The organism is Klebsiella planticola ATCC 33531 (assembly GCF_000735435.1).
In the GTDB taxonomy this organism is placed as follows: domain Bacteria; phylum Pseudomonadota; class Gammaproteobacteria; order Enterobacterales; family Enterobacteriaceae; genus Klebsiella; species Klebsiella planticola.
The window spans coordinates 58,267-81,705 of record NZ_JMPP01000051.1; the positions used below are offsets into that span (position 1 = coordinate 58,267).

Annotated in this window: 21 protein-coding genes and 2 pseudogenes; 12 read left to right on the plus strand and 11 right to left on the minus strand. The window is 50.2% G+C overall.

What is annotated here, in order from left to right:
• Positions 1 to 12 precede the first annotated feature (12 nt).
• A complete protein-coding gene (locus tag GRPL_RS06065) occupies positions 13 to 1,044 on the plus strand; it encodes a methionine synthase (RefSeq protein ID WP_032688297.1) in 1,032 nt (343 codons plus the stop codon).
• Between the two features lie 188 nt (positions 1,045 to 1,232).
• On the opposite strand, the gene GRPL_RS06060 is transcribed toward GRPL_RS06065, so the two are convergent.
• From GRPL_RS06060 to gcvA, 3 genes are all read right to left on the minus strand, one after another.
• Positions 1,233 to 1,709, minus strand: coding sequence for a GNAT family N-acetyltransferase (locus GRPL_RS06060; RefSeq protein ID WP_032688298.1), 477 nt, complete (start codon positions 1,707 to 1,709; stop codon positions 1,233 to 1,235).
• A 107-nt stretch (positions 1,710 to 1,816) separates the two neighbouring features.
• Positions 1,817 to 2,356, minus strand: coding sequence for a DUF2058 domain-containing protein (locus GRPL_RS06055; RefSeq protein WP_032695761.1), 540 nt, complete (start codon positions 2,354 to 2,356; stop codon positions 1,817 to 1,819).
• Between the two features lie 598 nt (positions 2,357 to 2,954).
• The gene (gene gcvA / locus GRPL_RS06050) at positions 2,955 to 3,854 is read right to left on the minus strand and encodes a transcriptional regulator GcvA (protein ID WP_032700258.1); all 900 of its coding nucleotides are present in this window, start codon (positions 3,852 to 3,854) and stop codon (positions 2,955 to 2,957) included.
• 152 nt (positions 3,855 to 4,006) lie between these two features.
• Here gcvA and GRPL_RS06045 point away from each other — a divergent pair, with 152 nt between their 5' ends.
• Positions 4,007 to 4,921 (plus strand): DMT family transporter, encoded by a 915-nt coding sequence (locus tag GRPL_RS06045; RefSeq protein WP_032700260.1) that lies wholly within the window; start codon positions 4,007 to 4,009, stop codon positions 4,919 to 4,921.
• Positions 4,922 to 5,284: 363 nt separating this feature from the next.
• Here the strand turns inward: GRPL_RS06045 and GRPL_RS06040 are convergent, their stop codons facing one another.
• Both GRPL_RS06040 and GRPL_RS06035 read right to left on the minus strand, forming a co-directional pair.
• On the minus strand, positions 5,285 to 6,829 hold the full coding sequence (locus GRPL_RS06040; RefSeq protein ID WP_032700262.1) for a sensor domain-containing diguanylate cyclase: 1,545 nt from the start codon (positions 6,827 to 6,829) through the stop codon (positions 5,285 to 5,287).
• Between the two features lie 517 nt (positions 6,830 to 7,346).
• Positions 7,347 to 7,985, minus strand: a complete 639-nt coding sequence (locus GRPL_RS06035; protein WP_032700264.1) for a LysE family translocator — start codon at positions 7,983 to 7,985, stop codon at positions 7,347 to 7,349.
• Positions 7,986 to 9,147: 1,162 nt separating this feature from the next.
• On the opposite strand from GRPL_RS06035, the gene GRPL_RS06025 reads away from it, so the two are divergent.
• Positions 9,148 to 10,374 (plus strand): MFS transporter, encoded by a 1,227-nt coding sequence (locus tag GRPL_RS06025; RefSeq protein ID WP_032700267.1) that lies wholly within the window; start codon positions 9,148 to 9,150, stop codon positions 10,372 to 10,374.
• A gap of 181 nt (positions 10,375 to 10,555) precedes the next feature.
• Here the strand turns inward: GRPL_RS06025 and GRPL_RS06020 are convergent, their stop codons facing one another.
• Entirely contained in the window at positions 10,556 to 11,359 is an 804-nt protein-coding gene (locus GRPL_RS06020) for an MBL fold metallo-hydrolase (RefSeq protein WP_032700269.1), read from the minus strand.
• Between the two features lie 270 nt (positions 11,360 to 11,629).
• On the opposite strand from GRPL_RS06020, the pseudogene GRPL_RS0125875 reads away from it, so the two are divergent.
• Positions 11,630 to 12,692 (plus strand): annotated as a pseudogene (locus GRPL_RS0125875) (IS3 family transposase).
• A 37-nt stretch (positions 12,693 to 12,729) separates the two neighbouring features.
• Here the strand turns inward: GRPL_RS0125875 and GRPL_RS0125880 are convergent.
• From GRPL_RS0125880 to GRPL_RS27870, 3 genes are all read right to left on the minus strand, one after another.
• Positions 12,730 to 13,083, minus strand: a complete 354-nt coding sequence (locus GRPL_RS0125880) for a LexA family protein (RefSeq protein ID WP_032700272.1) — start codon at positions 13,081 to 13,083, stop codon at positions 12,730 to 12,732.
• 191 nt (positions 13,084 to 13,274) lie between these two features.
• Complete coding sequence (locus tag GRPL_RS27105; protein WP_072010695.1) at positions 13,275 to 13,808, minus strand: papain-like cysteine protease family protein; 534 nt, start codon at positions 13,806 to 13,808, stop codon at positions 13,275 to 13,277.
• 65 nt (positions 13,809 to 13,873) lie between these two features.
• On the minus strand, positions 13,874 to 14,584 hold the full coding sequence (locus tag GRPL_RS27870) for a hypothetical protein (RefSeq protein ID WP_155274641.1): 711 nt from the start codon (positions 14,582 to 14,584) through the stop codon (positions 13,874 to 13,876).
• A 649-nt stretch (positions 14,585 to 15,233) separates the two neighbouring features.
• On the opposite strand from GRPL_RS27870, the pseudogene GRPL_RS27600 reads away from it, so the two are divergent.
• Positions 15,234 to 15,374: pseudogene (locus GRPL_RS27600) on the plus strand (integrase); the annotation flags it as partial.
• A 119-nt stretch (positions 15,375 to 15,493) separates the two neighbouring features.
• On the opposite strand, the gene icd reads toward GRPL_RS27600, so the two are convergent.
• Positions 15,494 to 16,744 (minus strand): NADP-dependent isocitrate dehydrogenase, encoded by a 1,251-nt coding sequence (gene icd, locus GRPL_RS06010; RefSeq protein WP_032695751.1) that lies wholly within the window; start codon positions 16,742 to 16,744, stop codon positions 15,494 to 15,496.
• Positions 16,745 to 16,977: 233 nt separating this feature from the next.
• Between icd and rluE the strand changes: the two genes are divergently transcribed.
• The 5 genes from rluE to purB are packed head-to-tail and all read left to right on the plus strand — an operon-like array spanning position 16,978 to position 21,345.
• Entirely contained in the window at positions 16,978 to 17,628 is a 651-nt protein-coding gene (rluE, locus tag GRPL_RS06005; RefSeq protein WP_032700273.1) for a 23S rRNA pseudouridine(2457) synthase RluE, read from the plus strand.
• A gap of 20 nt (positions 17,629 to 17,648) precedes the next feature.
• The gene (locus GRPL_RS06000) at positions 17,649 to 18,107 is read left to right on the plus strand and encodes an NUDIX hydrolase (RefSeq protein ID WP_032688312.1); all 459 of its coding nucleotides are present in this window, start codon (positions 17,649 to 17,651) and stop codon (positions 18,105 to 18,107) included.
• 56 nt (positions 18,108 to 18,163) lie between these two features.
• Positions 18,164 to 19,270 carry a tRNA 2-thiouridine(34) synthase MnmA gene (gene mnmA / locus GRPL_RS05995; protein WP_032688313.1) on the plus strand — a complete coding sequence of 369 codons (1,107 nt, stop codon included), beginning with the start codon at positions 18,164 to 18,166 and terminating at the stop codon, positions 19,268 to 19,270.
• Between the two features lie 59 nt (positions 19,271 to 19,329).
• Complete coding sequence (gene hflD / locus GRPL_RS05990) at positions 19,330 to 19,971, plus strand: high frequency lysogenization protein HflD (RefSeq protein ID WP_004860640.1); 642 nt, start codon at positions 19,330 to 19,332, stop codon at positions 19,969 to 19,971.
• Between the two features lie 3 nt (positions 19,972 to 19,974).
• On the plus strand, positions 19,975 to 21,345 hold the full coding sequence (purB, locus tag GRPL_RS05985; protein WP_032688314.1) for an adenylosuccinate lyase: 1,371 nt from the start codon (positions 19,975 to 19,977) through the stop codon (positions 21,343 to 21,345).
• A 125-nt stretch (positions 21,346 to 21,470) separates the two neighbouring features.
• On the opposite strand, the gene GRPL_RS05980 is transcribed toward purB, so the two are convergent.
• The gene (locus tag GRPL_RS05980) at positions 21,471 to 21,758 is read right to left on the minus strand and encodes a hypothetical protein (RefSeq protein WP_032700275.1); all 288 of its coding nucleotides are present in this window, start codon (positions 21,756 to 21,758) and stop codon (positions 21,471 to 21,473) included.
• Between the two features lie 364 nt (positions 21,759 to 22,122).
• On the opposite strand from GRPL_RS05980, the gene phoP reads away from it, so the two are divergent.
• A complete protein-coding gene (phoP, locus tag GRPL_RS05975; protein WP_032688316.1) occupies positions 22,123 to 22,797 on the plus strand; it encodes a two-component system response regulator PhoP in 675 nt (224 codons plus the stop codon).
• Positions 22,794 to 23,439: sensor histidine kinase (locus GRPL_RS05970; protein ID WP_032700277.1), on the plus strand; the 646-nt coding region annotated here is incomplete at its 3' end. The genes phoP and GRPL_RS05970, both read left to right, overlap by 4 nt.

The following is a 23,439-nucleotide window of genomic DNA, read 5'->3' on the forward strand; positions in this document are numbered from 1 at the left end:
AGGCTTTCTATTATGAAAAAATTATTACCCACCTCGACGGCTGGCAGCTTACCTAAACCTTCCTGGCTGGCAGAGCCTGAGAAACTATGGTCGCCCTGGAAATTACACGATCAGGAATTAATTGAAGGGAAAAAAGATGCGCTAAGCCTGTCCCTGTATGATCAGCTACGCGCAGGAATTGACATTGTCAGCGATGGCGAGCAAACGCGCCAACACTTTGTCACCACCTTTATTGAGCATCTCAGCGGCGTGGATTTTGAGAAGCGCGAAGTGGTGAAAATTCGCAATCGCTATGAGGCGAGCGTGCCGACGGTCGTGGGTGAAGTGGCGCGTCAGAAGCCGGTTTTCGTTGAAGATGCCCGTTTTTTACGTCAGCTGACCCGACAACCTATTAAATGGGCCCTGCCAGGGCCGATGACGATGATCGATACCCTCTATGATAACCACTATAAAAGCCGTGAAAAGCTGGCCTGGGAATTTGCCAAAATTCTCAATCAGGAAGCGAAAGAATTAGAGGCGGCGGGTGTCGATATTATCCAGTTTGATGAGCCGGCATTTAATGTCTTTTTTGATGAGGTGAATGACTGGGGGATCGCTGCGTTAGAAAGAGCGATTGAAGGACTAAAATGTGAAACGGCGGTACATATCTGCTATGGATATGGCATCAAAGCCAATACTGACTGGAAAAAGACGCTGGGGTCAGAGTGGCGCCAGTATGAAGAGGCGTTCCCAAGGCTGCAAACATCGAATATCGATATCATCTCGCTGGAGTGTCATAACTCGCGTGTCCCCATGGACCTGCTTGAGCTGATTCGCGGCAAAAAGGTGATGGTGGGCGCGATTGACGTGGCAACCAATGCTATTGAAACCCCGGAAGAGGTCGCCGGTACGCTACGTAAAGCGCTTGAGTTTGTCGATGCCGATAAGCTTTATCCTTCGACCAACTGCGGGATGGCGCCCCTCTCTCGTCAGGTCGCCAGAGGCAAACTCAATGCGTTAAGTGCAGGCGCAGAGATCGTCCGCAAGGAACTGCTGGCGAAATAACGCGGGCGGTGTCAGCGCGCTGAAAGAGAAGTCCGGGTCAGGCGTTCGGATCGCTATCCAGAACCCTGGCCGGACCGAACAGCGCGCAGCAGGACCGAACATAAAGCCTGAAGCCCCGCGCGTTCATCTCCCCTTTCACCGCCGTGCGGCCCGTCGGAATACGTGACTTTTGTCTGCCTCCACGAGCATTAATCGGATAACGTCCTGCTCATATTGATTCCCGTCACCCAAAAGCCGGCAGACTCGTAGACGTGGCGGGCTCGTTGGTTATCTCCGGCCACGCGAAGTCGAATCTGTTCAATCCCCTGCTCTCGCATCTCCCGCTCAAAAGCGCGTAGCGCCTGCGTGCCCAGCCCCTGCCCCTGGCAGGCGTTGAAGATATAAAAATCAAAGATGAACACGGTTTGCGTGGCGGTATCGGGTTTGTACCAGAGGTAACCGACGTGCTCGTCGCAATGGTCTGCCTGGTTAAAGAGACACAGCAAAACCTGCCCGGGCGTATTCACCCCCTCAGGAAGATCCTCTGCGATTTCACGCTTCGCTCTTGCCAGCGAATCCTCCGCGCTAAGCCGATAGTTGGCGGCAATTTCACGCGCGTAATCCGCAATAAAGTATTCCAGATATGCCGGGTATTCTTCTTCGCCCATCGGGCGGAGCATAATCATTGATTCATCCTTTGATAGGGAGCGACATTTTTCGCAGCGAGACGATGCATTCATCCCTTTCAGCGACGCGGCCATTCATAGGCACAGATGACGAACGGCAAGGCCAGCTACCACATTAAATCATCAGGCACTTTGAAATCAGCATACGGATCGTCTTCATCCTGCTCTTCCTGGCTGAGCGCGCTGTGTAACACAATGCTGTCCGCATCGCGCTGCGCAATTTTATCCGCGACGTTAGCCGGAATAATCGCGTATACGCTCTCGCCGCTGCTGTCTGTCACCAAACGCGCGATCGCGAGACGGCCGCTAATCAGTTGAGCCTGAATCAGCTTATCGACAAAAATTTTTTTAATGAGATTGTTGTCGGTAAAGTTAAAGCCAATGTCGCCTTTTGCCGGAACAATCCGGTTCATTTCAATCAGCTGCTTGACCTGGGCTTTATATTCTTTGGCTAAAGCGGCCTGCTTTTGCTGTTCGCCCAGCAGCTTATCGCGTTCGAGCTGCGCTTTTTTGTTTTCTTCCACCGCCTCTCGCGCTTCACGCGCCTGTACCCGTGATTTTTTGGCCGTTCTTTGCACTTTAGCGACCTTTTTGCTGGTCACTAACCCGGCTTTCAGCAGCTGCTCTTGTAAGGTGAGTTTTGTCATTTCGTCTCTGAACCCGTTGAGAAATTTCTGCGATTATAGCGGGAATGTTGGCGGCTATACCAGGACTGCATCGCCGGAAGGCGGCCTGGTTTATGGAAGACGCCGCCCTTACAGGTAGAGGGAACCATAGCGGCTATGGGCGAAAATTGACATTGGATATAAGTGAGCAGGAGTTCTCCTGAATGTTTTCAGCGCCCGTTATTATCATTCTGGATTCATTTCGTATGCTGATTTCTCACCAACGTTTATCTGCAAACAAAGTTCCTATTTCCCTCGGCCAGTTTTTAAGACTGACGGAGCCTGGCCTAGTATATGATCCGGTCATAATCAGCAATAACTGACAGAAGACCTGAACTATCAAGTTCACATATGTGTAATAACTTATCCCGACACATCGCGCGAAATATTTGAAAATCTACCATGGTATTTCTTCAGGATGACTGAAAATAATCATCTGGGCTTATGAGTTAGAAAAAGTAAACTCAGGAGAAAATCTAATTAGAGGGCGGGATCGCACAACTGATATAAATTAAACGATAGTTTAGTTTGCTAAACTAAAACAGAGAACTCCTGTCGGTGTTCTCTTTCTGAAGGCAGTTCAAGTGGGGTATTCATTTTTGTTAGCAGCTGCAGTGGCCGAGAGCCAGTCCCGAAACCGTCGGCTTATTCGCTGTAAAGTGGCCGATTCGTGATACACCAGGTAGTACGCTATCGGTGAATCAATGGCCATCCGCAGCGGATTGATAAGCGTCCCGTTTTTCAGTTCTTCCCGGATCAGCTCGTCACGGATAAGGGCTATACCTTTCCCTGCTAGCGCCGCCTCCAGTACGCCATTCGAATCGACAAAAACGGGACCTTTATCGGTATCGGCGCCAGCAATACCCACTGCATTAAACCAGAGAGCCCAGTCCATCCGGTGTTCATCATGCAACAGAGTATACCGGGTGATATCAAACGGCGAAGAGAGTGGTTGCTCCTGAGGGACAAGACTTGGGCTGCATACGGGCCTCAGCCGGTCGTTCAGAAGACATTCCGATTCCAGACCGGGATAATAGCCGGTGCCGTGTCTGACGGCAAAGTCGATCCCTTCTGACAATAAATCAACCCGCCGGTTAGTGGTGCTGATTTGCACCTCCACCCCGGGGTTCTCCTTTTCAAATTCTGGTAGTCGCGGCAGCAACCACTGGATCGCAAAACCGCTGGTGCAACTGATGGTAATTTTATTCGACTTCCCTTCATTCATCAGCCGCTGCGTCGCTTCTGCTATCTGACTGAACGCCGGGCGGATTGCACGCAGATAGATCCGGGCTTCATCGGTCAGTTCAAGACTTCGTGGACTCCGGATAAAAAGACGTATGTGTATCATGCCTTCCAGTTTTGCAATCTGCTGGCTGACCGCACTAGCGGTGACGCACAATTCTTCGGCCGCTTTTTTCATGCTTAAATGCCTGGCGGCCGACTCAAAGCACATAAGTGCATGTAAAGGAGGAAGTTTCATAATCTGCCTGAACCTATGCATTAGTTAAACTGAATTATAAAAGAAAAACTTGTTTGTGTGTTTGCTGACATGCCTTTAAAGTTTTTTATGTTTAAGTTTTATTAACCAAGATTATATACGACATTTTTATTTTAATAGAAAGAGGAGTTAAAATGCGTGTGGCCGATTATATCCGATTATTACTTCTTGCCGCCATTTGGGGAGCTAGTTTTTTGTTCATGCGAATTGCCGCACCTGAATTTGGTGCGATAAACACTGCTTTTTTACGTGTTTTTTTTGGCTTTAGCGGGCTTGCAGTTATTTTATTCACCCTTAAATCTTCATTTAATTTTGAAGATAAGTTCAAATCATCTATTATTTTAGGGGTAATTAATTCTGGCTTGCCTTTCTTAATGTATTGTCTTGCTGCAAGATGGTTGCCAGCCGGATATTCAGCTATTCTCAACGCAACTACACCATTAATGGGAGCATTGCTTGGATTTACTTTCTTCAGTGAAAAACTGACAACACGAAAATGGGGTGGTGTGTTACTTGGGTTGGTCGGGATAATAGTCATCACCAGCGTCGGAGAGTCTCGTTCTACGAATGAAACTATCGCTGGCGTTGTGGCATGCCTTGTGGCTACTGCATGCTATGGTATAGCTGGTTTTCTCACCCGTCTCTGGATCTCAAATAAAGGTGGGCTGGATCCAAAGACTGTCGCCTTCGGCAGCCAGATCGGCGCGACTTTATTTTTACTGCCTTTTTTTATCTGGAGTACCACAACCGGGCCGTCAGTTCACTGGCTGCAGGGAGATGTATGGGCGAGCATTCTCGCCGTCGGGATAGTTTGTACTGCTTTTGCTTATATTTTGTATTTCCGCCTGATCGCTGATATTGGTCCACTGCGCTCACTGACTGTCACCTTTCTGATCCCACCATTTGCGGTGCTGTGGAGCTATCTGGCGCTGGGTGAAACCATTAATGAAGGGTTTATTATCGGTGCGTTAATAGTGTGTATTTCTGTGTGGTTGGTTGTCAGTCCGGAAAAAATTCCGACAGATATAAAAAACAAAGCGGCAAAATAATACACTGGTTGATGACCAGGCAAGAATTACTCGAGCAGTTCAGCAACAGCTGCTCGTATCCGCCGTATCGGTTATCTCCTACCGGTAGTTGTTCCACATCTTAATTCTTTACAATAGCAGAATCCGCAGATTAGTCTTACCTGCGAACCTTTCAGCCGACAAAGCGGCTGAAAATTGAGAACGTAGATATCTGGATTTCCTTGTCCAGTCTGCCAGATAGCAATCTGGTAATGTGCCGTTGGGAAAATCGCACATTTTATTGTCTGAGAACCACTTTTGGTAAAATCCGGGCCGGCAAGCCTCTGTTCATAAAGCAAAACCGAACATTCACAATTTGAGCGCATTCACTTCTGACCATCATGGCTATTGGCTATGCCCACTGACCACGACTCTATTTCGTCCTTGTCGTTTAGCCTGATATAACGCGGAATCAGCTGCCATGAGGAGTCGCTCGTAGTCACCCTCATAATCTTTTAGCCCCGCGACACCGATCGAGACCGTAAGGTGCCCTGCCTCAGAGAACTCGGTAGCCGATATGACCTGGCGGATCCGCTCGGCTATCGCAGCAGACCCGGCGAGCGTGGTTTCCGTCAAAAGGATAACGAACTCCTCTCCACCAAAGCGGCTGATAACATCCTCTTTTCGGCATGTCAGTCTGAGTAAATCCGCCGTATGAACCAGCACGTCATCCCCCGTACTGTGTCCGAACCGATCGTTAATAGCTTTAAAATGATCGATATCTACTGCAATCGCGCACTGATTTTTCAGGTTCTTGATATAAGTTAATTGCTCATAGAAACCACGCCGGTTATACAAACCCGTCAAAGGATCTGTCATCGCCTCATCACTGAGCGCTGCAAATTGGGCAGAGACTAAACGAAAACGTTTTTCCATCGCCTCTCTGAGTAAATAAGCTTCCTGGTACCAGGCCCTGATGGAAGAGAGTTTCTCTGGCGACGTGAGACTGTCATTGGTCTGAACCAGCCGCGCAAGCTGCTCCAGTGGTTTTGCGATACGTGACGACAGAAAAGCCACCCCTGTCGTAATAAAGAACAGGATAGCCAGCACCAGTCCGGAAATTTTCTTCACCGTATTGAACAACATACTGGTGACAACCTCTGACGGCGTCGACACAATAATATTCCAGTTAGATTTCTTAAGACCCGCATAGCCAACCAAATAATCTCGTCCGGCAAAAGAACCGTTTAAGTTGTTGCTCATATACGTTTTCAATTGTGGCGTGAGATTGACGGGCGACCTGGTCATCGTGGGAGCAGTATTGAATATAACTTTGCCATCGCGATCGACAATAGTTACAGATACATTATCTTTATAAAAATGAAGGCTAATAATATCACTGAGCATACTCTGTTTTTTCAGATAAATACTTCCGCCGAGATAGCCCAGATAGTGGCCATCCGGCGAACGGAGTGGATGCGAGAGCATTATCATGTCATTTCCGGCAATCGACGTGAATGGACCAGAAATCAGCGGCTTTTGAACAGCCAGAGCATTTTGGCTTGCTGCGGAATGTACTCTGACGCCGGTCAGTGCGGGCAGGTAAGGTGAAGTGGCAATAATCGCAGCCTTAGCGTCAACAACCCCAACAGAGTTAAATACGGCTGACCGGAGTCGCAGACGCTCTACCTCATACCTGGCCACGGATGCATCGGTGCTATGTAATTCAGAAGCTGTCCAGGCTAATTCACGTTGGGCCATGGCCAGATACCGGTCTGTCGTATCAGCAATTTTCATCGCGTAGGCCAGGTTGCTCTCAAGGAGAGAATCTTCTATTTCTTTCTTTTGAAAGAAATAGATACCGCCAAGGAGAAGAAAAGTTGTCAGGATAACTCCCCCTGAATAGAGAGCGATAAGCAGGGAGAGGAGAAACGGTTTTTTTTGAAACATTTTTCACCTGTATTTCAGAACATCCTGGCGACCCGCCGTCAATTTCCCGCAGGAAAAGTATCTTACGTAGCCGGCGCAACCTACTATGGGCTTCCCTTCTGACAGGATTTTCATTGCTGCTGTTTTGCCTTCATAGACAACCTTCACGTGTCCATGTGGGGATGATAGCAAATACCTGAGCCGGTATTGCCACTACACCTGTTTTAGCTTCATGCCCTTTTTGATAGTTGCGCTTTCCTGGTTATCAGCCGGTGCTCTTCCGGCGTCACATTCTGCGTCGCTGTACCCGGTTTAATAAGTTCCAGCGTCACGGCATACGGCCAGGGTCAGCGGGATATGTTCGGGAACGTTATCGCCCGGTAACCACGGTTTATCATGATGAGTCCAGCCCACTCACCCCACAAAGCCGGGATATGCAATCTGAGGGGGTCAAGAAGATTGATGCCCAGAGTAATTAGCGATAGCAAACAAAAATATCCATTTTAACGACTCCATGGGGGAATAAGGGAACATAGGTTCAAATATAAGGCTGCAGGGCGGAAATGATGAGGCCTGCAGCAAAACACATGAACAGCACTCCGCCGGTTTTATTGAGTTTACTGAAGAGATTACCGGAAGACATCTTCATCTTTACGGAGTGTGCGAAAAGCCCGTAAAGCGTGTGGATGACGATCACCAAAAGACAAAAAATACCCGATAGTATCGAAAACTGGGGGACAAACGGCTGCTGCGGGTTAATGAACTGCGGGAACAGCGCCATAAAGAAGACGATGGGTTTGGGATTCAGCAGAGAAATCAGCAGACCCTGGCGAAAGCTTTGACTGGCGGATGGCGCGACATCGGTTCCCGGTATGGCCGCGTTATTATTCATCGCACGGGGTAGTGAACGAAATAATTTGCTCCCGAGATAAATCAGGTAAGCGGCTCCGATGATTTTCACTGCCAGCAGGGCCAACCGGGACGTGGTAATGATCACCCCGACACTGCTGGCCGCGACGATCGATATCACCCCCATTCCTGCGGCCACACCGATGATCCCGGCCATGGCATGACGCAAGTTATAGTTCAGGGTGTTCGTCAGGGTGAATAAAACGCCCGGACCGGGGCTGGCGATGGTCAGGCTGGCAATAAGAATATAAAAAGCGATCTGTTGCATGAGGGGATATCCTGTCAGGTGCAGGGGCGCCTCTGCCCCCCGGTAAGATCAGCGGGAATTATCCCGATATGATGAGTCGACAAATAAGGTGCTATCTGACAGGCACTCACTGGCAGCGTAAATTTCCCACCGGCGCCAGACCCTCTTTTTCAGCCGTATTCATGATAAAAACACGGCAATTAATATACTAAAATTTACTCTATAGTAACATTTTATTTTTGTCATCAAATTTCATTAAAACCTTATATATCAATTAATTAAAATTAACATCATTCAAATTTTGCACCATTTGATGATATTTCAAGCACAAGAAGTGACAATTAAGTCTCTCTGTGGACCAGGCATGATAAATGACCCGGGGTTCATTCTCATATTTTATGTTATTGATTATTGCAACCTCCGAAAAAATCGCTGCATTTAAGCCTGGCAGACCGTTATTGCAGGAGGATATTCTGAATTTTTCTTTGCGGCCCGCGCAGTCGCGATCGCGCCAGCAATGAGGTCATGGCGCTGCAGGCACAGCGTTCTGCCGCTGCCGATTTGAGAACCGCTTTCAGGATGCTCGTAAACATCCGGCATTTTTCGTGCTTAAATGCGGTGGAGATCAACACGATCTCCCGCAGTATTTTACCATCCTCATTCAAGGCCTTACTGGACATACCGTGTAGGCTGAGACTGGAACGCATGGCAACGAAAATGACCGCGAAACCGGTTGGCTTCGGATACATTTTATTACTGCTGAACTTTATGGCATGGCCGCCACACGCTCTCAATGACTTTTTTTAAATTTAAAACCGACATCAGTAAACAATTTATCTATTTTATAATTAATAATAACATTATGTAATTAAGCTCATTGCACCAGAGAATGATAACTTTGCTTGCGGACGGTGCAGAAGCGCCATGAATAACAGGTCCCCCCCTTTTTTTATGGCACCTTTTTTGCTTTATTTATTACTCACGTCATGGAGAGGCAATACATATAGCGTCCTGAGTGAACGAATGACGAATGGAATCTTAAAAATGTATACAAGGAGCTTCGCGTTGAGAAAGACGCCCGCCTGCAACCGCTTCTCTTTGTTCTTCCCGGTTCACTCCATGAGACTTAGGCTCAGGAGCCGCCGCTTGACTTCCGTTAAGTTCATCCCTCCAGGAGGGCATCATGCGATACATACCAGGCCGTATACCCGCTATCCTTGCGGTCAGTAATCTGTTTTTTACCTGTGCTGTCTCTGTTGACCTGACCATTGCCACCCTGGTGGGTTATCAGCTGGCCCCGTCTGATGAACTGGCCACCGTTCCATTTGCGCTCATCACTGTTGCCGGCGCGTTCTCGAGTCTGTTTGCTGCCGGCATGATCGGGCGGGGAAACGAAAAACTCGCGTTTATACTGGGGTCTGTATGCGGTACAGCGGGCGGATTATTGTCTTTTCTCGCTGTGCTGAAGGGCAGTTTTTTACTTTTTTGCACCGGCTGCTTTCTTGTGGGGGTCTATCAGGCCTTCAGCCAGTACTATCGCCTGGTTGCCGCCGATCACACCCCGCCGGAAGTGAAGGGGCAGTCTATCTCTCTGGTCATGATTGGCGGTGTTGTGGCGGCAATCCTCGGGCCACTGTTGACGATTATTGCACGGGATGTTCCCGGGCTACCTCGCTTTGCCGGTGTTTATCTCGTGGTGGCGGCACTGGGTATTATGTCGGCACTTAATCTGGCGCTGTTCTTCGGCCGATCAAAAAAATATCCCTCTGCTCCGGACACCGCGGCTCCCCCGGTACGGTCACCGACCAGCCGGGAGCTAATGAAACGTCCGGATTATCGTACTGCCTGGTTTCACCTGGTCGTTGGCTCGTTGGTGATGCTTTTTCTCATGACGGCGGCCCCTCTCTCCGTTACGCACCACCATTCAATGAATGATGGCGCCCTGGTCATTCAGCTGCATCTGCTGGGAATGTATGTCCCTTCACTGTTTACCGGTCTCCTGATACGAAAAGTGGGGATCACCGTGCTGTTATATGCCGGGATCGCTCTCAACATGTCAGCCATCATGGTTAACCTGACCGGGGAAACGATGCTGGCTTACGGCTTAAGTCTGCTTCTGGTGGGGGTCGGATGGAATTTTATGTTTGTGGGCGGTTCTACGCTGCTTAGTCTCTCTTATCGTGATCATGAGCGAAAAAAAGCGCAGGGTCTGGCCGAAACCAGCCGCTTTATTTTCTCCGCGATCGCCACATCAGGGGCGGGGGTGATGCTGGCATTGCTGGGCTGGAAACTGCTGGGCCTGATGATGTTACCTGTTTTACTGATATGTCTGGTATCCACCTGGCAGTATGGTCATGCTGTCAGGAAAGAACGCGCGACAGCGTCGCGGAGTGCTGAAGACGGTTCTTAAATCCGCTCACGCCGCCCAAATGCAACATATTCGGCTGGCGGTCAGTTTCAGTGTAGGAGAGGCGCCACTTGCGCAAGCATGAGGTGAGCATTACGCGTGTTTAACAGGGCTGCTGATTTGATACACAGATGCTCCCTCCCGTAGACAGATGTGCCGGGATGACCGGCAAGACAGAAAGGTGCTATGCGTCAAAAAAGAGTGTATCCCCGCAGGAAAGGCGATATTTATCCTTAAGCCACAGTCTGCCCCATCGTCCCGTGCAGTGGCATCCCATGATTTTTTCAGGCTTTATTTCCCTGAGAAACTTCATAAGATTGATCAGTTTTAATGGCGACGCGGTACGCAGGTGCAGTCCGCCGATAACGGCATAAATATTCTCTTCCCGCGTAATATTCCGGCAATGGCGAATCGTGTTCTCCAGCCCGCGGTGACCGCATCCGGTAATAATGACCAGGCCACGGGAGGAGCGCCAGATAAGGGCCCCTTCATCAGGCACATAATCAAGTGCTCCGGTACGGACATCGGTAACACCATATGCAACGGGCTTTTCGACGGGAATTTCACCTGTCCAGGTAAAGCGTTTTCCCACTGCGTGCGGGCCTTTACTGAACAGCACATTTTCGCCGGTGAAATTAAGGTGCCGTGTAAGCTTTTTGACCGGTATTGCCTTACCGGGGACTCGTACACAGGCATATCTTTCCCGTACAACGTCAGGATGACAGATAATCCTGGTACCTGAATTGAGCCAGTTGACGCCGCCGATATGGTCATAGTGGCCGTGCGATAGCACCACCGCGCTCAGATTCGACAAAGGTTCATTCATCAGCCGGGCGTTGCGGATAAATGTTTCATCCGGGCCGGTATCAAACAGTATCCGGCTGTCTCCGTCATCCAGCAGAATACAGAGCCCCGCGCGGGGTTGCATACCGGGCACGGCCCGCGGGGAGAGATGGTTTTCAACCAACATTGTCATTTTTAGCATCAGGTCTACGGTTCCCTGGGTTGGCTATCGTTTCAGGCCGGTTTAGCAGGAATGGTCATTTTAACCGCCTGAAAATAGTAATTTAGCCTAACACAATAGCCTGGCGACTGATCAGAGATATGCCTTACAGATTGCCAGGGTACTTCAAAACCATTGCAGGGCAGCCCCTGTGATGCGTCTTCCCTAGTGTTTATTGATCTCCTCCCTGAAAACAGTGCCAGTCTAAACTGAAGTATCCGGTCTTCCCTCCTGCTCACAGAGAGGCTTATTGCCATGAAAAAGACCCGCTATACCGAAGAACAGATTGCATTTGCCCTGAAACAGGCTGAAACCGGTACCCGCGTCGGGGAAGTCTGCAGAAAGACGGGCATTTCTGAGGCCACTTTTTGTAACTGGAAGAAGAAATTCGCCGGTCTGGGCGTGACGGAGCTGCGACGTCTGCGGCAACTGGAAGATGAAAATCAGCGGCTGAAGAAACTGGTGGCTGATCTGAGTCTGGACAAGGAGATGCTGCAGGAGGTGCTGAAGCAAAAGTTCTGAGGCCGGCTCAGAAGCGCCAGGCGGTGCATTTTCTGCAGGGAGCATATCGTATCACTGTCCGCCGGGGATGCGGGTTGCTGATGCAGAGCAGACCGGTCTACCACTGGCAGAGTCGGCGTGACGATCGGGCGATAACCCTGCGTATCCGGGAAATAGCGGAACCCGGATACGATACGGTTGCCCGCGTATTCAAATCCAGTTGCAACGGGAAGGCTGGCGGGTTAACCACAAGAAAACACATCGGATTTATTGCCTGGAAGTGCTTAACCTGCGCAAAAAGCGCCCCCGCATGCATGTCAGTGCAGCACGCCGCCATCATCGCCCGACCCTGACGCATATCGATCAGTGCTGGAATATGGATTTCGTGTCGGATAATCTGTTTAACGGACGGCGTTTTCGGGCGCTGACTGTAGTAGATAATTTTAGTCGTGAGTGTCTGGCGATCCATGCTGGAAAATCATTGAAGGGTGAGGATGTGGTCAGCGTAATGGAAGCGCTGCGGGTACTGGATAAGCGCCTGCCGGTACGTATTCAGACGGATAACGGCAGCGAGTTTATCTCAAAAAGTCTGGATAAATGGGCGTATGAACACGGTGTCGCGATGGACTTCTCCCGCCCCGGAAAACCAACAGATAACCCGTTTATTGAGTCATTTAACGGTAGCCTGCGGGATGAATGCCTGAACATTCACTGGTTCCTGTCGCTGGAAGATGCGCAGGACAAACTCGACAAGTGGCGCAGAGAATATAATCATGAGAGGACGCATTCATCACTAAATGACATGACTCCGGCTTAATTCATCCGAAGTCTCCGGAAAGACGAAGATCTTTAATTTAGCACTGCACTGATTTTGGGCCAGGGTCATATGTCGGAAGATCTCTAAAAGTGAATGGCGCGGATTGAGGGATACTTACAGAAATACCGCGGGACATATTTGGAGCGATGGTAATAACCCCTTTTCTGCGCAATGCGCGAAGATGTTCGGCGACGGCGTGCGTGGACGCAGCGCCAATCAGTTCTGACTGCTCCCTGGCCGTAGGTGGGTAACAGTGTTTTTTGATGAATGCAACGAGGAGAACAAACACCTCCTGCTGACGTGGGTTCAATTTCTGGAATGACGAAAGACCAACGTTGTCATTATGACTGCCAGTCTTTATTGCTTCTGGTTTTGTGATGGTTTGTGCCATGGTTTCTCTCCGTGGCGCAGCAGGTATAGGTTGTTCAGGCCTACCCTCTTAAATTACCAACCAACAGTCTAACAACTGTATTTCATAGTAGAACACTTAGTCTCTCAAAATATTGAATCCGCAAACCATGTCATCTATTAATAGCAGCATCAAAAATAAATAATAGGTTCAACTTAAGCATATGAAGCAGTCTAGTTTACTACAATGCCATCCATCCAAACACTTGCAAGATTGAGAAATGGTACTAACATGGGAGCATTCATTAATGGATCATTGACAATAAGTGTTGGAGCAGGGAGCATCCTTATCCCACGAATAACAACAACATGTGTTGTCCCTCCCGCCATTGCCAATTGTGCAAGAATTGGTCTCCCCGTTGCTAGTGTTGACTCAATAATTAATGGATTAGCCGGCAACACATAATTAGAATACGCACCTCCAAAATAAGAAATAATATTAGCAACCGTATTAAAATCGCCACCATGAAAACATATCGGGTTACTATTATGACAACATTCACCTGGATTCAATTTGCTGGCAACCTCTACAATCTGACACTGTGATGGTATATTCCCCGGACCATTCTTGTAAGCAATAATCTGTTGAGCTGCGGCCGCCCAGCACCATACAGGAGTTTGCTGCATAAAATGAGGAATGTTTAAATTGACATCAGCTTTCACAGGTAGGACCATTACAAAAATTAAAAAAAAGATTTTACTAAACATATCTCCTCCATATTATAAGGCATTGTTATTATCCTATCCCTCCGCAAAAGCTGACCCTAAATCTATCATGACGTTACTGGGACCACTACACCTCCAGGATTTAATTTATAAAATGAAAAACTATAAACTTTCCAGTCTTTAGTTTTTTCTTCCCCAACTAACATCACCTCCAGAATTACTATATTTGCCACATTACTATATTTCGCTAAAAATCTATAATACCTATATGAGCCTACGTCAAAACCAGTAACAGGTGGTGATAAAAATGACCTATCCGAATCTTTATATAGTTCCTCCGAGTTACCTAAATATTTTACAATTGGATCCACATCAGAAACAAAGGAGTCTAAGCTATGTTGTTCCTTATTTCCCAAAGTCAACTCTTTATAGGCACTTCGAAAATCTCTAACATTGATTAAATCAATCCATTTCTTTGCTTTTTCAAATGAATTTGTTTTTGGTGTATAAGGAGTCTTATCTGGATTGGGATTTACTGTGATAGGATACAGAAATACCAAACAAAAAACTGCCATCGCGCCTCCAGCTCTCACTACAGTCATGTTTAGCCACGGCAGTTTACCTTGTAGATCAATAAATCCTGGAAGAACAGCAGCAACTCCTGCCGCAGCTAAGGACATAACAACACGAACAACCCACATCTTATTATCATCTAGATTTTTGGTGTAAAAAACAAGAAATAAAACAACTGATACAAAAACAACACCAAAAGTAAATGCAGCAATAATTTGCATATTTTTAGAATTTACCTGGCTCATCAATCCCACCCTAAGTATCATCGAGGAAGATACAACGGTAGCTGCATTAATCCTACAGCGAGCACTTTCAATAAAAGTAATAGCAAATGTAAAAAAAATATCAATATGAATGTGAGATTTTACAACCTAATCATGAGAAGATAATCATTAAGCGACTGTTATTAATGATTTTTTATTTACCTTCTTTATCTATGGCGTTAAAACTGTAAAGTTCTTTCCCTGAAAAAATAGAAATTTATATATTTTCCCTTACTCTTGGTCGTTGCGCCAAGGTGTTTCTCCAAGGCGCAATGAGTGTTGATTCGTCACTGTTGGAATGGGAGATTAATAGAACCCCACGGAAACTGGTAACCATCACCAGACTAGCCTTTTCAACCATCTGCGCAAACAACGAAAGAATCCCCACGATTTCATCATGCTAGAGCGGCATAAAGGAAACTGTATCACCGCGACGGTACATCAAAGCACGCTCGCATACCGGAAACGACCTGAGGCGGGCTACAATAACCCCACCATCGCATCTGATAACCGCATAGCCGGTGTTCGGCATTTCTTGTTTTTTCCCCACTACAAAATCCTCTCAATAAACCTGGTCAACTTACGCGCGGTAACTCAATAAAACCAGTCGTCAGCGCTTTCCCAGGCGCTCCATGAGCAAAGATCGCTTTCCGAACGACTTTATAAAGCACAGGGTATAAACACAAAAGATTTACTGGGGCATAAGACTCAACAACAAACGGACAGATATCATGATGACCGTGGAAAAGGATGGACCAAAGTGGCTATATGAGATTTTTTTGGTGGGGGTTTTGATAACTTGTTTTGATAATATTTTGATAACCATTCGAAAGCTAATAATAAAAAACGGGAACTGTTAAGCTCCCGTTATTGTTTAACCCAGAGGCTGGATTACATGTTCGCGATGATCGCGTCGCCAAATTCGCTACATTTCAGCAGTTTAGCGCCTTCCATCAGACGTTCAAAGTCATAGGTCACGGTCTTGGCGGCGATAGCGCCTTCAGTGCCTTTAACGATCAGGTCTGCCGCTTCGAACCACTGCATGTGGCGCAGCATCATCTCAGCGGACAGAATGATAGAACCCGGGTTCACCTTATCCTGACCAGCATATTTCGGTGCTGTACCGTGGGTCGCTTCGAACAGCGCACATTCGTCACCGATGTTCGCGCCCGGTGCGATACCGATACCGCCAACCTGAGCTGCCAGAGCATCAGAGATGTAGTCGCCGTTCAGGTTCATACAGGCAATGACGTCATACTCCGCCGGACGCAGCAGGATCTGCTGCAGGAAGGCATCGGCGATCACGTCTTTGACAATGATCTCTTTACCGGTATTCGGGTTTTTAACCTTCTGCCACGGGCCGCCGTCGATCGGTTCACCGCCGAACTCTTCGCGAATCAGCTGGTAGCCCCAGTCTTTAAACGCGCCTTCGGTGAACTTCATGATGTTGCCTTTGTGTACCAGGGTCAGCGAATCGCGATCGTTGGTGATAGCGTATTCCATAGCCGCGCGAACCAGGCGTTTGGTACCTTCTTCAGAGCACGGCTTGATGCCGATACCGCAATGTTCCGGGAAGCGAATTTTCTTCACGCCCATCTCATCACGCAGGAATTTGATCACTTTTTCTGCTTCAGCAGAGTCCGCTTTCCACTCGATGCCCGCATAGATGTCTTCGGAGTTTTCACGGAAGATAACCATGTCGGTCAGCTCAGGGTGTTTAACCGGGCTCGGAGTACCCTGGTAGTAACGAACCGGGCGCAGGCAGACGTAGAGGTCCAGCTCCTGGCGCAGCGCAACGTTCAGAGAACGAATACCGCCGCCAACTGGCGTCGTCAGAGGGCCTTTGATAGCAACACGATAGTCACGAATCAGATCAAGAGTTTCGGCAGGCAGCCAGACGTCCTGGCCATACACCTGGGTCGATTTTTCGCCGGTGTAAATTTCCATCCAGGAAATTTTACGCTCGCCTTTATAGGCTTTCTCAACGGCGGCATCCACCACTTTCAGCATCGCCGGAGTCACGTCAACACCAATACCATCACCCTCGATAAACGGGATGATCGGGTTGTTAGGGACATTCAGTTTGCCATCTTGCAGGGTGATTTTTTGACCTTCCGCCGGAACTACTACTTTGCTTTCCATTAACCTCTCCTTCGAGCGCTTCTGGTTCTGCTCTTCCTTTTCACACTAACCGAGCGTTGGCTTTATCCGCCCACTCCGCCACCGGGTCATCCCGCTAACCGGAGATTCGCGTCCGTGCCGCCTTCTAGTAGCGCGAATCAGTTTGAGCAATATTTTTGTTAAAAAATTGTGATGAGCATGTCAATACTACCTGAATGTTTGCGTCCATGAAAGGCATTCGTAATTAGGCTATAATGCGGCAATTGTCAGGATCTGAAAATACCATGCAGAAAACTTCATTTAGAAAACATCGCGTTGAGCGATTCAGCTCACAACAAGTCGCCAGACAACGCAAAGAACACGCGCCAAAACGCGTGATCTTGTTCAATAAACCCTACGATGTGTTGCCGCAGTTTACGGACGAAGCCGGACGCAGCACGCTGAAAGATTTTATTTCAGTCTCCGGGGTCTACGCTGCGGGTCGTCTTGACCGCGATAGCGAAGGGTTGCTGGTGCTGACCAACGATGGCGCGCTGCAGGCCACGCTGACTCAGCCCGGCAAACGCACCGGCAAAATTTACTACGTTCAGGTTGAAGGCCTGCCATCAGAAGATGCGCTGGCCGCGCTGCGCGCAGGCATCACGCTCAACGATGGTCCTACCCTGCCCGCTGGCATTGAGCGGGTTGCTGAACCGGCCTGGCTGTGGCCCCGCAACCCGCCGGTCCGCGAACGCAAATCCATATCCACCAGCTGGCTGAAAATCACCCTGTATGAAGGACGCAACCGTCAGGTGCGACGCATGACCGCACACGTAGGTTACCCCACACTGCGGCTTATTCGTTACGCCATGGGCGGCTATACTCTCGACGGACTGGCCAACGGCGAGTGGCGCCAGGTCGGCTAATCACACAAGGAACGGGAAGTATGTTTAAACCGCACGTCACCGTCGCCTGCGTCGTACACGCGAAAGACAAATTTCTGATCGTTGAGGAAACCATCAACGGCAAAGCGCTGTGGAATCAGCCGGCAGGACACCTCGAAGCAGATGAAACGCTGGTGCAGGCCGCCGAGCGAGAGCTGTGGGAAGAGACCGGCATTCGCGCCACGCCGCAGCATTTTATCCGCATGCACCAGTGGATTGCGCCGGACAATACGCCATTTTTACGCTTCCTGTTCGCCATCGAACTTAACGATACGTGCGCCACGCAGCCGCATGACAGCGATATCGACCGCTGCCTGTGGCTGAGTGCGCATGAGATCCTGACTGCGCCAAATCTGCGCTCCCAGCTGGTTGCTGAAAGCATCCGCAGCTATCAACAGGACCCGCGCTACCCGCTGTCATTAATTGGTGCGTTTAACTGGCCGCTCCTGGGGGGTGCCTGAGCCGCTCGTGCGTGCTAGAATATGCCGCCTTGAAGTTCAATGTGGTGAATATTCCAATGTCAGAAAGCCAAAAAAAAGTGATCGTCGGCATGTCCGGCGGCGTCGACTCCTCTGTTTCTGCCTGGTTGCTGCTTCAGCAAGGTTATAAGGTAGAAGGCCTGTTCATGAAGAACTGGGAGGAAGACGATGGTGAGGAATACTGCACCGCCGCTGCCGACCTCGCCGACGCGCAAGCCGTCTGCGATAAGCTCGGGATTGAGCTTCATACCGTTAACTTTGCCGCAGAGTACTGGGACAACGTATTTGAACTGTTCCTCGCTGAATACAAAGCCGGGCGCACGCCGAACCCGGACATTCTGTGCAACAAAGAAATCAAATTTAAAGCCTTCCTGGAGTTCGCAGCAGAAGATCTGGGCGCCGACTATATTGCGACCGGTCACTACGTGCGCCGTGCCGATGTCAACGGCAAAAGCCAGCTGCTGCGCGGCCTGGACGGCAACAAAGATCAGAGCTACTTCCTGTACACCCTTAGCCATGAGCAGATTGCCCAGAGCCTGTTCCCGGTTGGCGAGCTGGAAAAGCCGCAGGTGCGCAAGATCGCCGAGGATCTGGATCTGATCACCGCGAAGAAAAAAGACTCTACCGGGATCTGCTTTATCGGCGAACGCAAATTCCGCGAGTTCCTCGGCCGCTACCTTCCTGCTCAGCCGGGAAAAATCGTCACCGTTGACGGCGACGAAATCGGCGAGCATCAGGGTTTGATGTACCATACCCTTGGCCAGCGTAAAGGCCTCGGCATCGGCGGCACCAAAGAAGGCAGCGAGGACCCGTGGTACGTTGTTGATAAAGACGTCGAAAACAATATTCTGGTCGTAGCTCAAGGCCACGACCACCCGCGTCTGATGTCCAGGGGCCTGATTGCCCAACAGCTGCACTGGGTCGATCGCGAGCCGGTTAAAGGCACTCTGCGCTGCACGGTGAAGACCCGCTATCGCCAGACCGATATTCCGTGCACCGTGAAAGCGCTGGATGACGACCGCATCGAGGTACTTTTTGACGAACCGGTTGCGGCGGTGACGCCGGGCCAGTCGGCGGTCTTCTATCTTGGCGAAGTGTGCCTCGGCGGCGGCGTGATCGAGCAGCGTCTGCCGCTGCAGTCCTGACAGACAGTTTTTACCGCCGGTGAGACAAAACCCTCCCCGACGGTTTACAAGGAGTAGGTGTGGCGAAGAATTATTATGACATCACGTTGGCGCTGGCGGGCATCTGCCAGGCCGCCCGTCTGGTTCAGCAGCTGGCGCACCAGGGCCATTGCGACAGCGATGCCCTGCACGTGTCGCTGAACAGCATCATCGATCTCAACCCGGATTCAACGCTGGCGGTGTTCGGTGGTAGTGAAGCCAATCTTCGCCTCGGGCTGGAAACGCTGCTTGGCGTACTCAACAGCGGCAGCCGCCAGGGTCTCAATGCTGAGTTGACCCGCTACACCTTAAGCCTGATGGTGCTTGAGCGTAAGCTTGACGGGAGCAAAGGGGCGATGGATACCCTTGGCAACCGCATCGCCGGCCTGCGCCGTCAGCTGGAGCATTTCGATCTGCAATCAGAAACGCTGCTCAGCGCCATGGCGGGGATCTACGTTGACGTCATCAGTCCGCTGGGCCCGCGTATTCAGGTGACCGGCTCCCCCGCCGTGTTGCAAAGCCCGCAGGTTCAGGCCAAGGTCCGCGCCTCGCTGCTGGCTGGCATTCGTGCCGCCGTGCTCTGGCACCAGGTGGGCGGCGGGCGCATGCAGCTCATGTTTTCTCGTAATCGTCTGGTTAACCAGGCAAAACAAATTCTTGCTCATTTAACCCCGGAGTTGTGATCTATGGAATTATCCTCACTGACCGCCGTTTCCCCTGTCGATGGACGCTACGGCGATAAAGTCAGCGCGCTGCGCGGTATCTTCAGCGAATTCGGTTTGCTGAAATTCCGTGTACAAGTCGAAGTACGTTGGCTGCAGAAGTTAGCCGCGCACGCAGCGATCAAGGAAGTTCCTGCTTTTGCTGCTGACGCAAACGGTTTCCTTGATAAAATCGTTGCCGACTTCAGCGTTGAAGATGCGCAGCGCATCAAAACCATCGAACGTACCACCAACCACGATGTGAAAGCGGTAGAGTATTTCCTCAAGGAAAAAGTGGCCGATATCGCTGAACTGCATGCGGTATCTGAATTCATCCACTTCGCCTGCACCTCCGAAGACATTAACAACCTCTCCCACGCGCTGATGCTGAAAACCGCGCGCGATGAGGTGGTTCTGCCGTACTGGCGCAAGCTTATCGACGCGGTGAAAGAGCTGGCGGTTCAGTATCGCGATGTACCGCTGCTGTCCCGCACTCACGGTCAGCCGGCCACGCCGTCCACAATGGGTAAAGAGATGGCTAACGTCGCTTACCGTATGGAGCGTCAGTATCGTCAGCTAAACCAGGTGGAGATTCTGGGTAAAATCAACGGCGCGGTGGGTAACTATAACGCCCACATCGCGGCGTATCCGGAAGTGGACTGGCACCAGTTCAGTGAAGAGTTTGTTACCTCGCTGGGCATCCAGTGGAACCCGTACACCACGCAGATTGAGCCGCATGACTATATTGCCGAGCTGTTCGACTGCATCGCCCGCTTCAACACCATCCTGATCGACTTCGATCGCGATGTGTGGGGCTACATCGCGCTGAACCACTTCAAGCAGAAGACGATCGCCGGTGAAATCGGTTCATCCACTATGCCGCATAAAGTGAATCCGATCGATTTCGAGAACTCCGAAGGTAACCTCGGCCTGGCTAACGCCATGATGCAGCACCTGGCGAGCAAACTGCCGGTTTCCCGCTGGCAGCGCGACCTGACCGATTCAACCGTACTGCGTAACCTCGGTGTCGGTATCGGCTACGCGCTGATTGCTTATCAGTCGACCCTCAAAGGTGTCAGCAAACTGGAACTGAACGGCGATCGCCTGCTGGACGAGTTGGATCATAACTGGGAAGTGCTGGCTGAGCCGATCCAGACCGTGATGCGCCGCTACGGCATCGAAAAACCGTACGAGAAGCTGAAAGAGCTGACCCGCGGTAAGCGCGTGGACGCGGAAGGGATGCAACAGTTCATCGACAGCCTGCCGCTGCCGGAAGACGAGAAAGTTCGCCTGAAAGCCATGACGCCGGCCAACTACATCGGTCGCGCGACCACCATGGTTGACGAACTGAAGTAATCGCTTTGTCTCACCTTCCTCCGTGAATCGGCGGAGAGTGCGTGAATGCAGAGAAACAGATGGCCGGGAATCATTCCGGCCATCAATTCGTCAGGGCGATGACCGTGCCCGTCACGCGCCTTAATTCACTTTTTCGTCACATCATCCATCGATGTGCCGCTTTTCATTTTTGCCTCATTTTTCATTTCATGTTTTTTTAACTCAGCCTGAGTTTTACACTCCTCCTTCACTTGTGCACCGCTGACGGCTCTGCAGTCATCGATGATGTGATCCGGATTTTTTAGCTGCTCTTTTTCCGCCTGTTTTTCTGACGTGCTGCTGGCGGGGTTTTCTGCCAGGGCTGATGAACAGAAAACTAAGGTTAAACATGTGGTTAGCATCAATGAAGCGCGTTTCAACCCATTCAGTCTCATACGTGAACTCCATGTGTGGGGGGATGCAGAGATAATCATCACTAAGGATATACGATCATTCGCTAGTTGCCCGGTCGTTGACGGATAATCATCCTGGCCAGACCCACCAAATTATCAGCACAATGCTCGTCGAAGTGGAAACACGAAGATAAACTTGCCAATATATGCCCACGGTATGCCCCTTTCTCGTACCGGATGTATATCGGGCGCTGGCGCTACCTCCCTCTCTCCACCGGCCTGGCAGGCCAGAAAATGGGGACGGCAGGTGAAGTTATAACGCAAGCCTTTCATTTACAGCCGTTTAAATTCAGTATATCTATTCAGCGCTACACTACTCGAAACCAAAATAAATGGGAGAAAAGGCATGCGCGTGCTCGTCGTTGAGGATAACGCTTTACTGCGCCATCACCTGAAAGTTCAGCTCCAGGAATTAGGCCATCAGGTGGACGCAGCAGAAGATGCAAAGGAAGCCGATTACTATCTGGGTGAACACGTGCCGGATATCGCCATTGTCGATCTGGGCCTGCCCGACGAAGACGGTCTCTCGCTGATTCGCCGCTGGCGCAGTCATGACGTGTCGGTTCCGGTACTGGTATTGACCGCCCGTGAAGGCTGGCAGGATAAAGTCGAGGTGCTGAGCGCCGGTGCGGACGACTACGTCACCAAACCGTTCCATATTGAAGAAGTCGCTGCCCGGATGCAGGCGCTACTGCGCCGAAACAGCGGCCTGGCGTCACAGGTTATTTCCATTCCGCCTTTCCAGGTTGACCTGTCACGCCGCGAGCTGTCGATTAACGAACAGCCCATCAAGCTGACCGCATTTGAATACACCATTATGGAAACGCTGATTCGTAACCGTGGCAAAGTCGTCAGCAAAGATTCATTAATGCTCCAGCTCTACCCCGATGCTGAACTGCGCGAAAGCCACACCATCGACGTACTGATGGGGCGGCTGCGGAAAAAAATTCAGACTCAGCACCCGCATGACGTCATTACGACCGTGCGCGGCCAGGGCTATTTATTTGAACTACGCGAATGAAAAGTCCGCTGCGGCATATTTTGCCGCTTTCATTACGCGTGCGTTTTCTGCTGGCGACGGCGGCAGTGGTGCTGGTGCTTTCGCTGGCCTACGGCATGGTGGCGCTGGTGGGCTACAGCGTCAGCTTTGATAAAACCACCTTCCGCCTGCTGCGCGGCGAAAGCAACCTGTTCTATATGCTGGCAAGGTGGGAAAACAACCACATCGACGTGGATATCCCCGAAAACCTCAACATGCAGAGCCCAACGGTTACGTTGATATACGATGCCAAAGGCAAACTGCTGTGGATGCAGCGCGATGTCGCCTGGCTGGCAAAACGCATTCAACCTGAATGGCTGAAAAGCAACGGCTTCCACGAAATCGAGTCCGACGTTGACAGCAGCAGCATGCTGCTGCGCAACAATCAACAGTTCCAGGAGGAGCTGGACGCCCTTCGCCAGCAGGATGATGGTTCAGAAATGACCCACTCGGTGGCGATCAATATCTACCCGGCAACCGATAAGATGCCGCAGCTGAGCATCGTGGTGATCGACACCATTCCTGTCGAGCTGAAACGCTCTTATATGGTCTGGAGCTGGTTTATCTATGTGCTGGTTGCCAACCTGCTGCTGGTGATCCCGCTGCTTTGGGTGGCGGCCTGGT

What these genes read in the sequence shown, in the direction of transcription:
- phoP (WP_032688316.1), top strand. Translation starts at nt 22,123, where the DNA reads ATGCGCGTGCTCGTCGTTGAGGATAACGCTTTACTGCGCCATCACCTG.
- mnmA (WP_032688313.1), top strand. Translation starts at nt 18,164, where the DNA reads ATGTCAGAAAGCCAAAAAAAAGTGATCGTCGGCATGTCCGGCGGCGTC.
- GRPL_RS06035 (WP_032700264.1), bottom strand. Translation starts at nt 7,985, where the DNA reads ATGCAACAGATCGCTTTTTATATTCTTATTGCCAGCCTGACCATCGCC.
- GRPL_RS06055 (WP_032695761.1), bottom strand. Translation starts at nt 2,356, where the DNA reads ATGACAAAACTCACCTTACAAGAGCAGCTGCTGAAAGCCGGGTTAGTG.
- rluE (WP_032700273.1), top strand. Translation starts at nt 16,978, where the DNA reads ATGCGGCAATTGTCAGGATCTGAAAATACCATGCAGAAAACTTCATTT.
- GRPL_RS06060 (WP_032688298.1), bottom strand. Translation starts at nt 1,709, where the DNA reads ATGATTATGCTCCGCCCGATGGGCGAAGAAGAATACCCGGCATATCTG.
- GRPL_RS06000 (WP_032688312.1), top strand. Translation starts at nt 17,649, where the DNA reads ATGTTTAAACCGCACGTCACCGTCGCCTGCGTCGTACACGCGAAAGAC.
- icd (WP_032695751.1), bottom strand. Translation starts at nt 16,744, where the DNA reads ATGGAAAGCAAAGTAGTAGTTCCGGCGGAAGGTCAAAAAATCACCCTG.
- GRPL_RS0125880 (WP_032700272.1), bottom strand. Translation starts at nt 13,083, where the DNA reads ATGGCACAAACCATCACAAAACCAGAAGCAATAAAGACTGGCAGTCAT.
- purB (WP_032688314.1), top strand. Translation starts at nt 19,975, where the DNA reads ATGGAATTATCCTCACTGACCGCCGTTTCCCCTGTCGATGGACGCTAC.
- GRPL_RS27105 (WP_072010695.1), bottom strand. Translation starts at nt 13,808, where the DNA reads ATGTTTAGTAAAATCTTTTTTTTAATTTTTGTAATGGTCCTACCTGTG.
- GRPL_RS06025 (WP_032700267.1), top strand. Translation starts at nt 9,148, where the DNA reads ATGCGATACATACCAGGCCGTATACCCGCTATCCTTGCGGTCAGTAAT.
- GRPL_RS06065 (WP_032688297.1), top strand. Translation starts at nt 13, where the DNA reads ATGAAAAAATTATTACCCACCTCGACGGCTGGCAGCTTACCTAAACCT.
- GRPL_RS27870 (WP_155274641.1), bottom strand. Translation starts at nt 14,584, where the DNA reads ATGAGCCAGGTAAATTCTAAAAATATGCAAATTATTGCTGCATTTACT.
- GRPL_RS06040 (WP_032700262.1), bottom strand. Translation starts at nt 6,829, where the DNA reads ATGTTTCAAAAAAAACCGTTTCTCCTCTCCCTGCTTATCGCTCTCTAT.
- GRPL_RS06045 (WP_032700260.1), top strand. Translation starts at nt 4,007, where the DNA reads ATGCGTGTGGCCGATTATATCCGATTATTACTTCTTGCCGCCATTTGG.
- GRPL_RS05980 (WP_032700275.1), bottom strand. Translation starts at nt 21,758, where the DNA reads ATGAGACTGAATGGGTTGAAACGCGCTTCATTGATGCTAACCACATGT.
- gcvA (WP_032700258.1), bottom strand. Translation starts at nt 3,854, where the DNA reads ATGAAACTTCCTCCTTTACATGCACTTATGTGCTTTGAGTCGGCCGCC.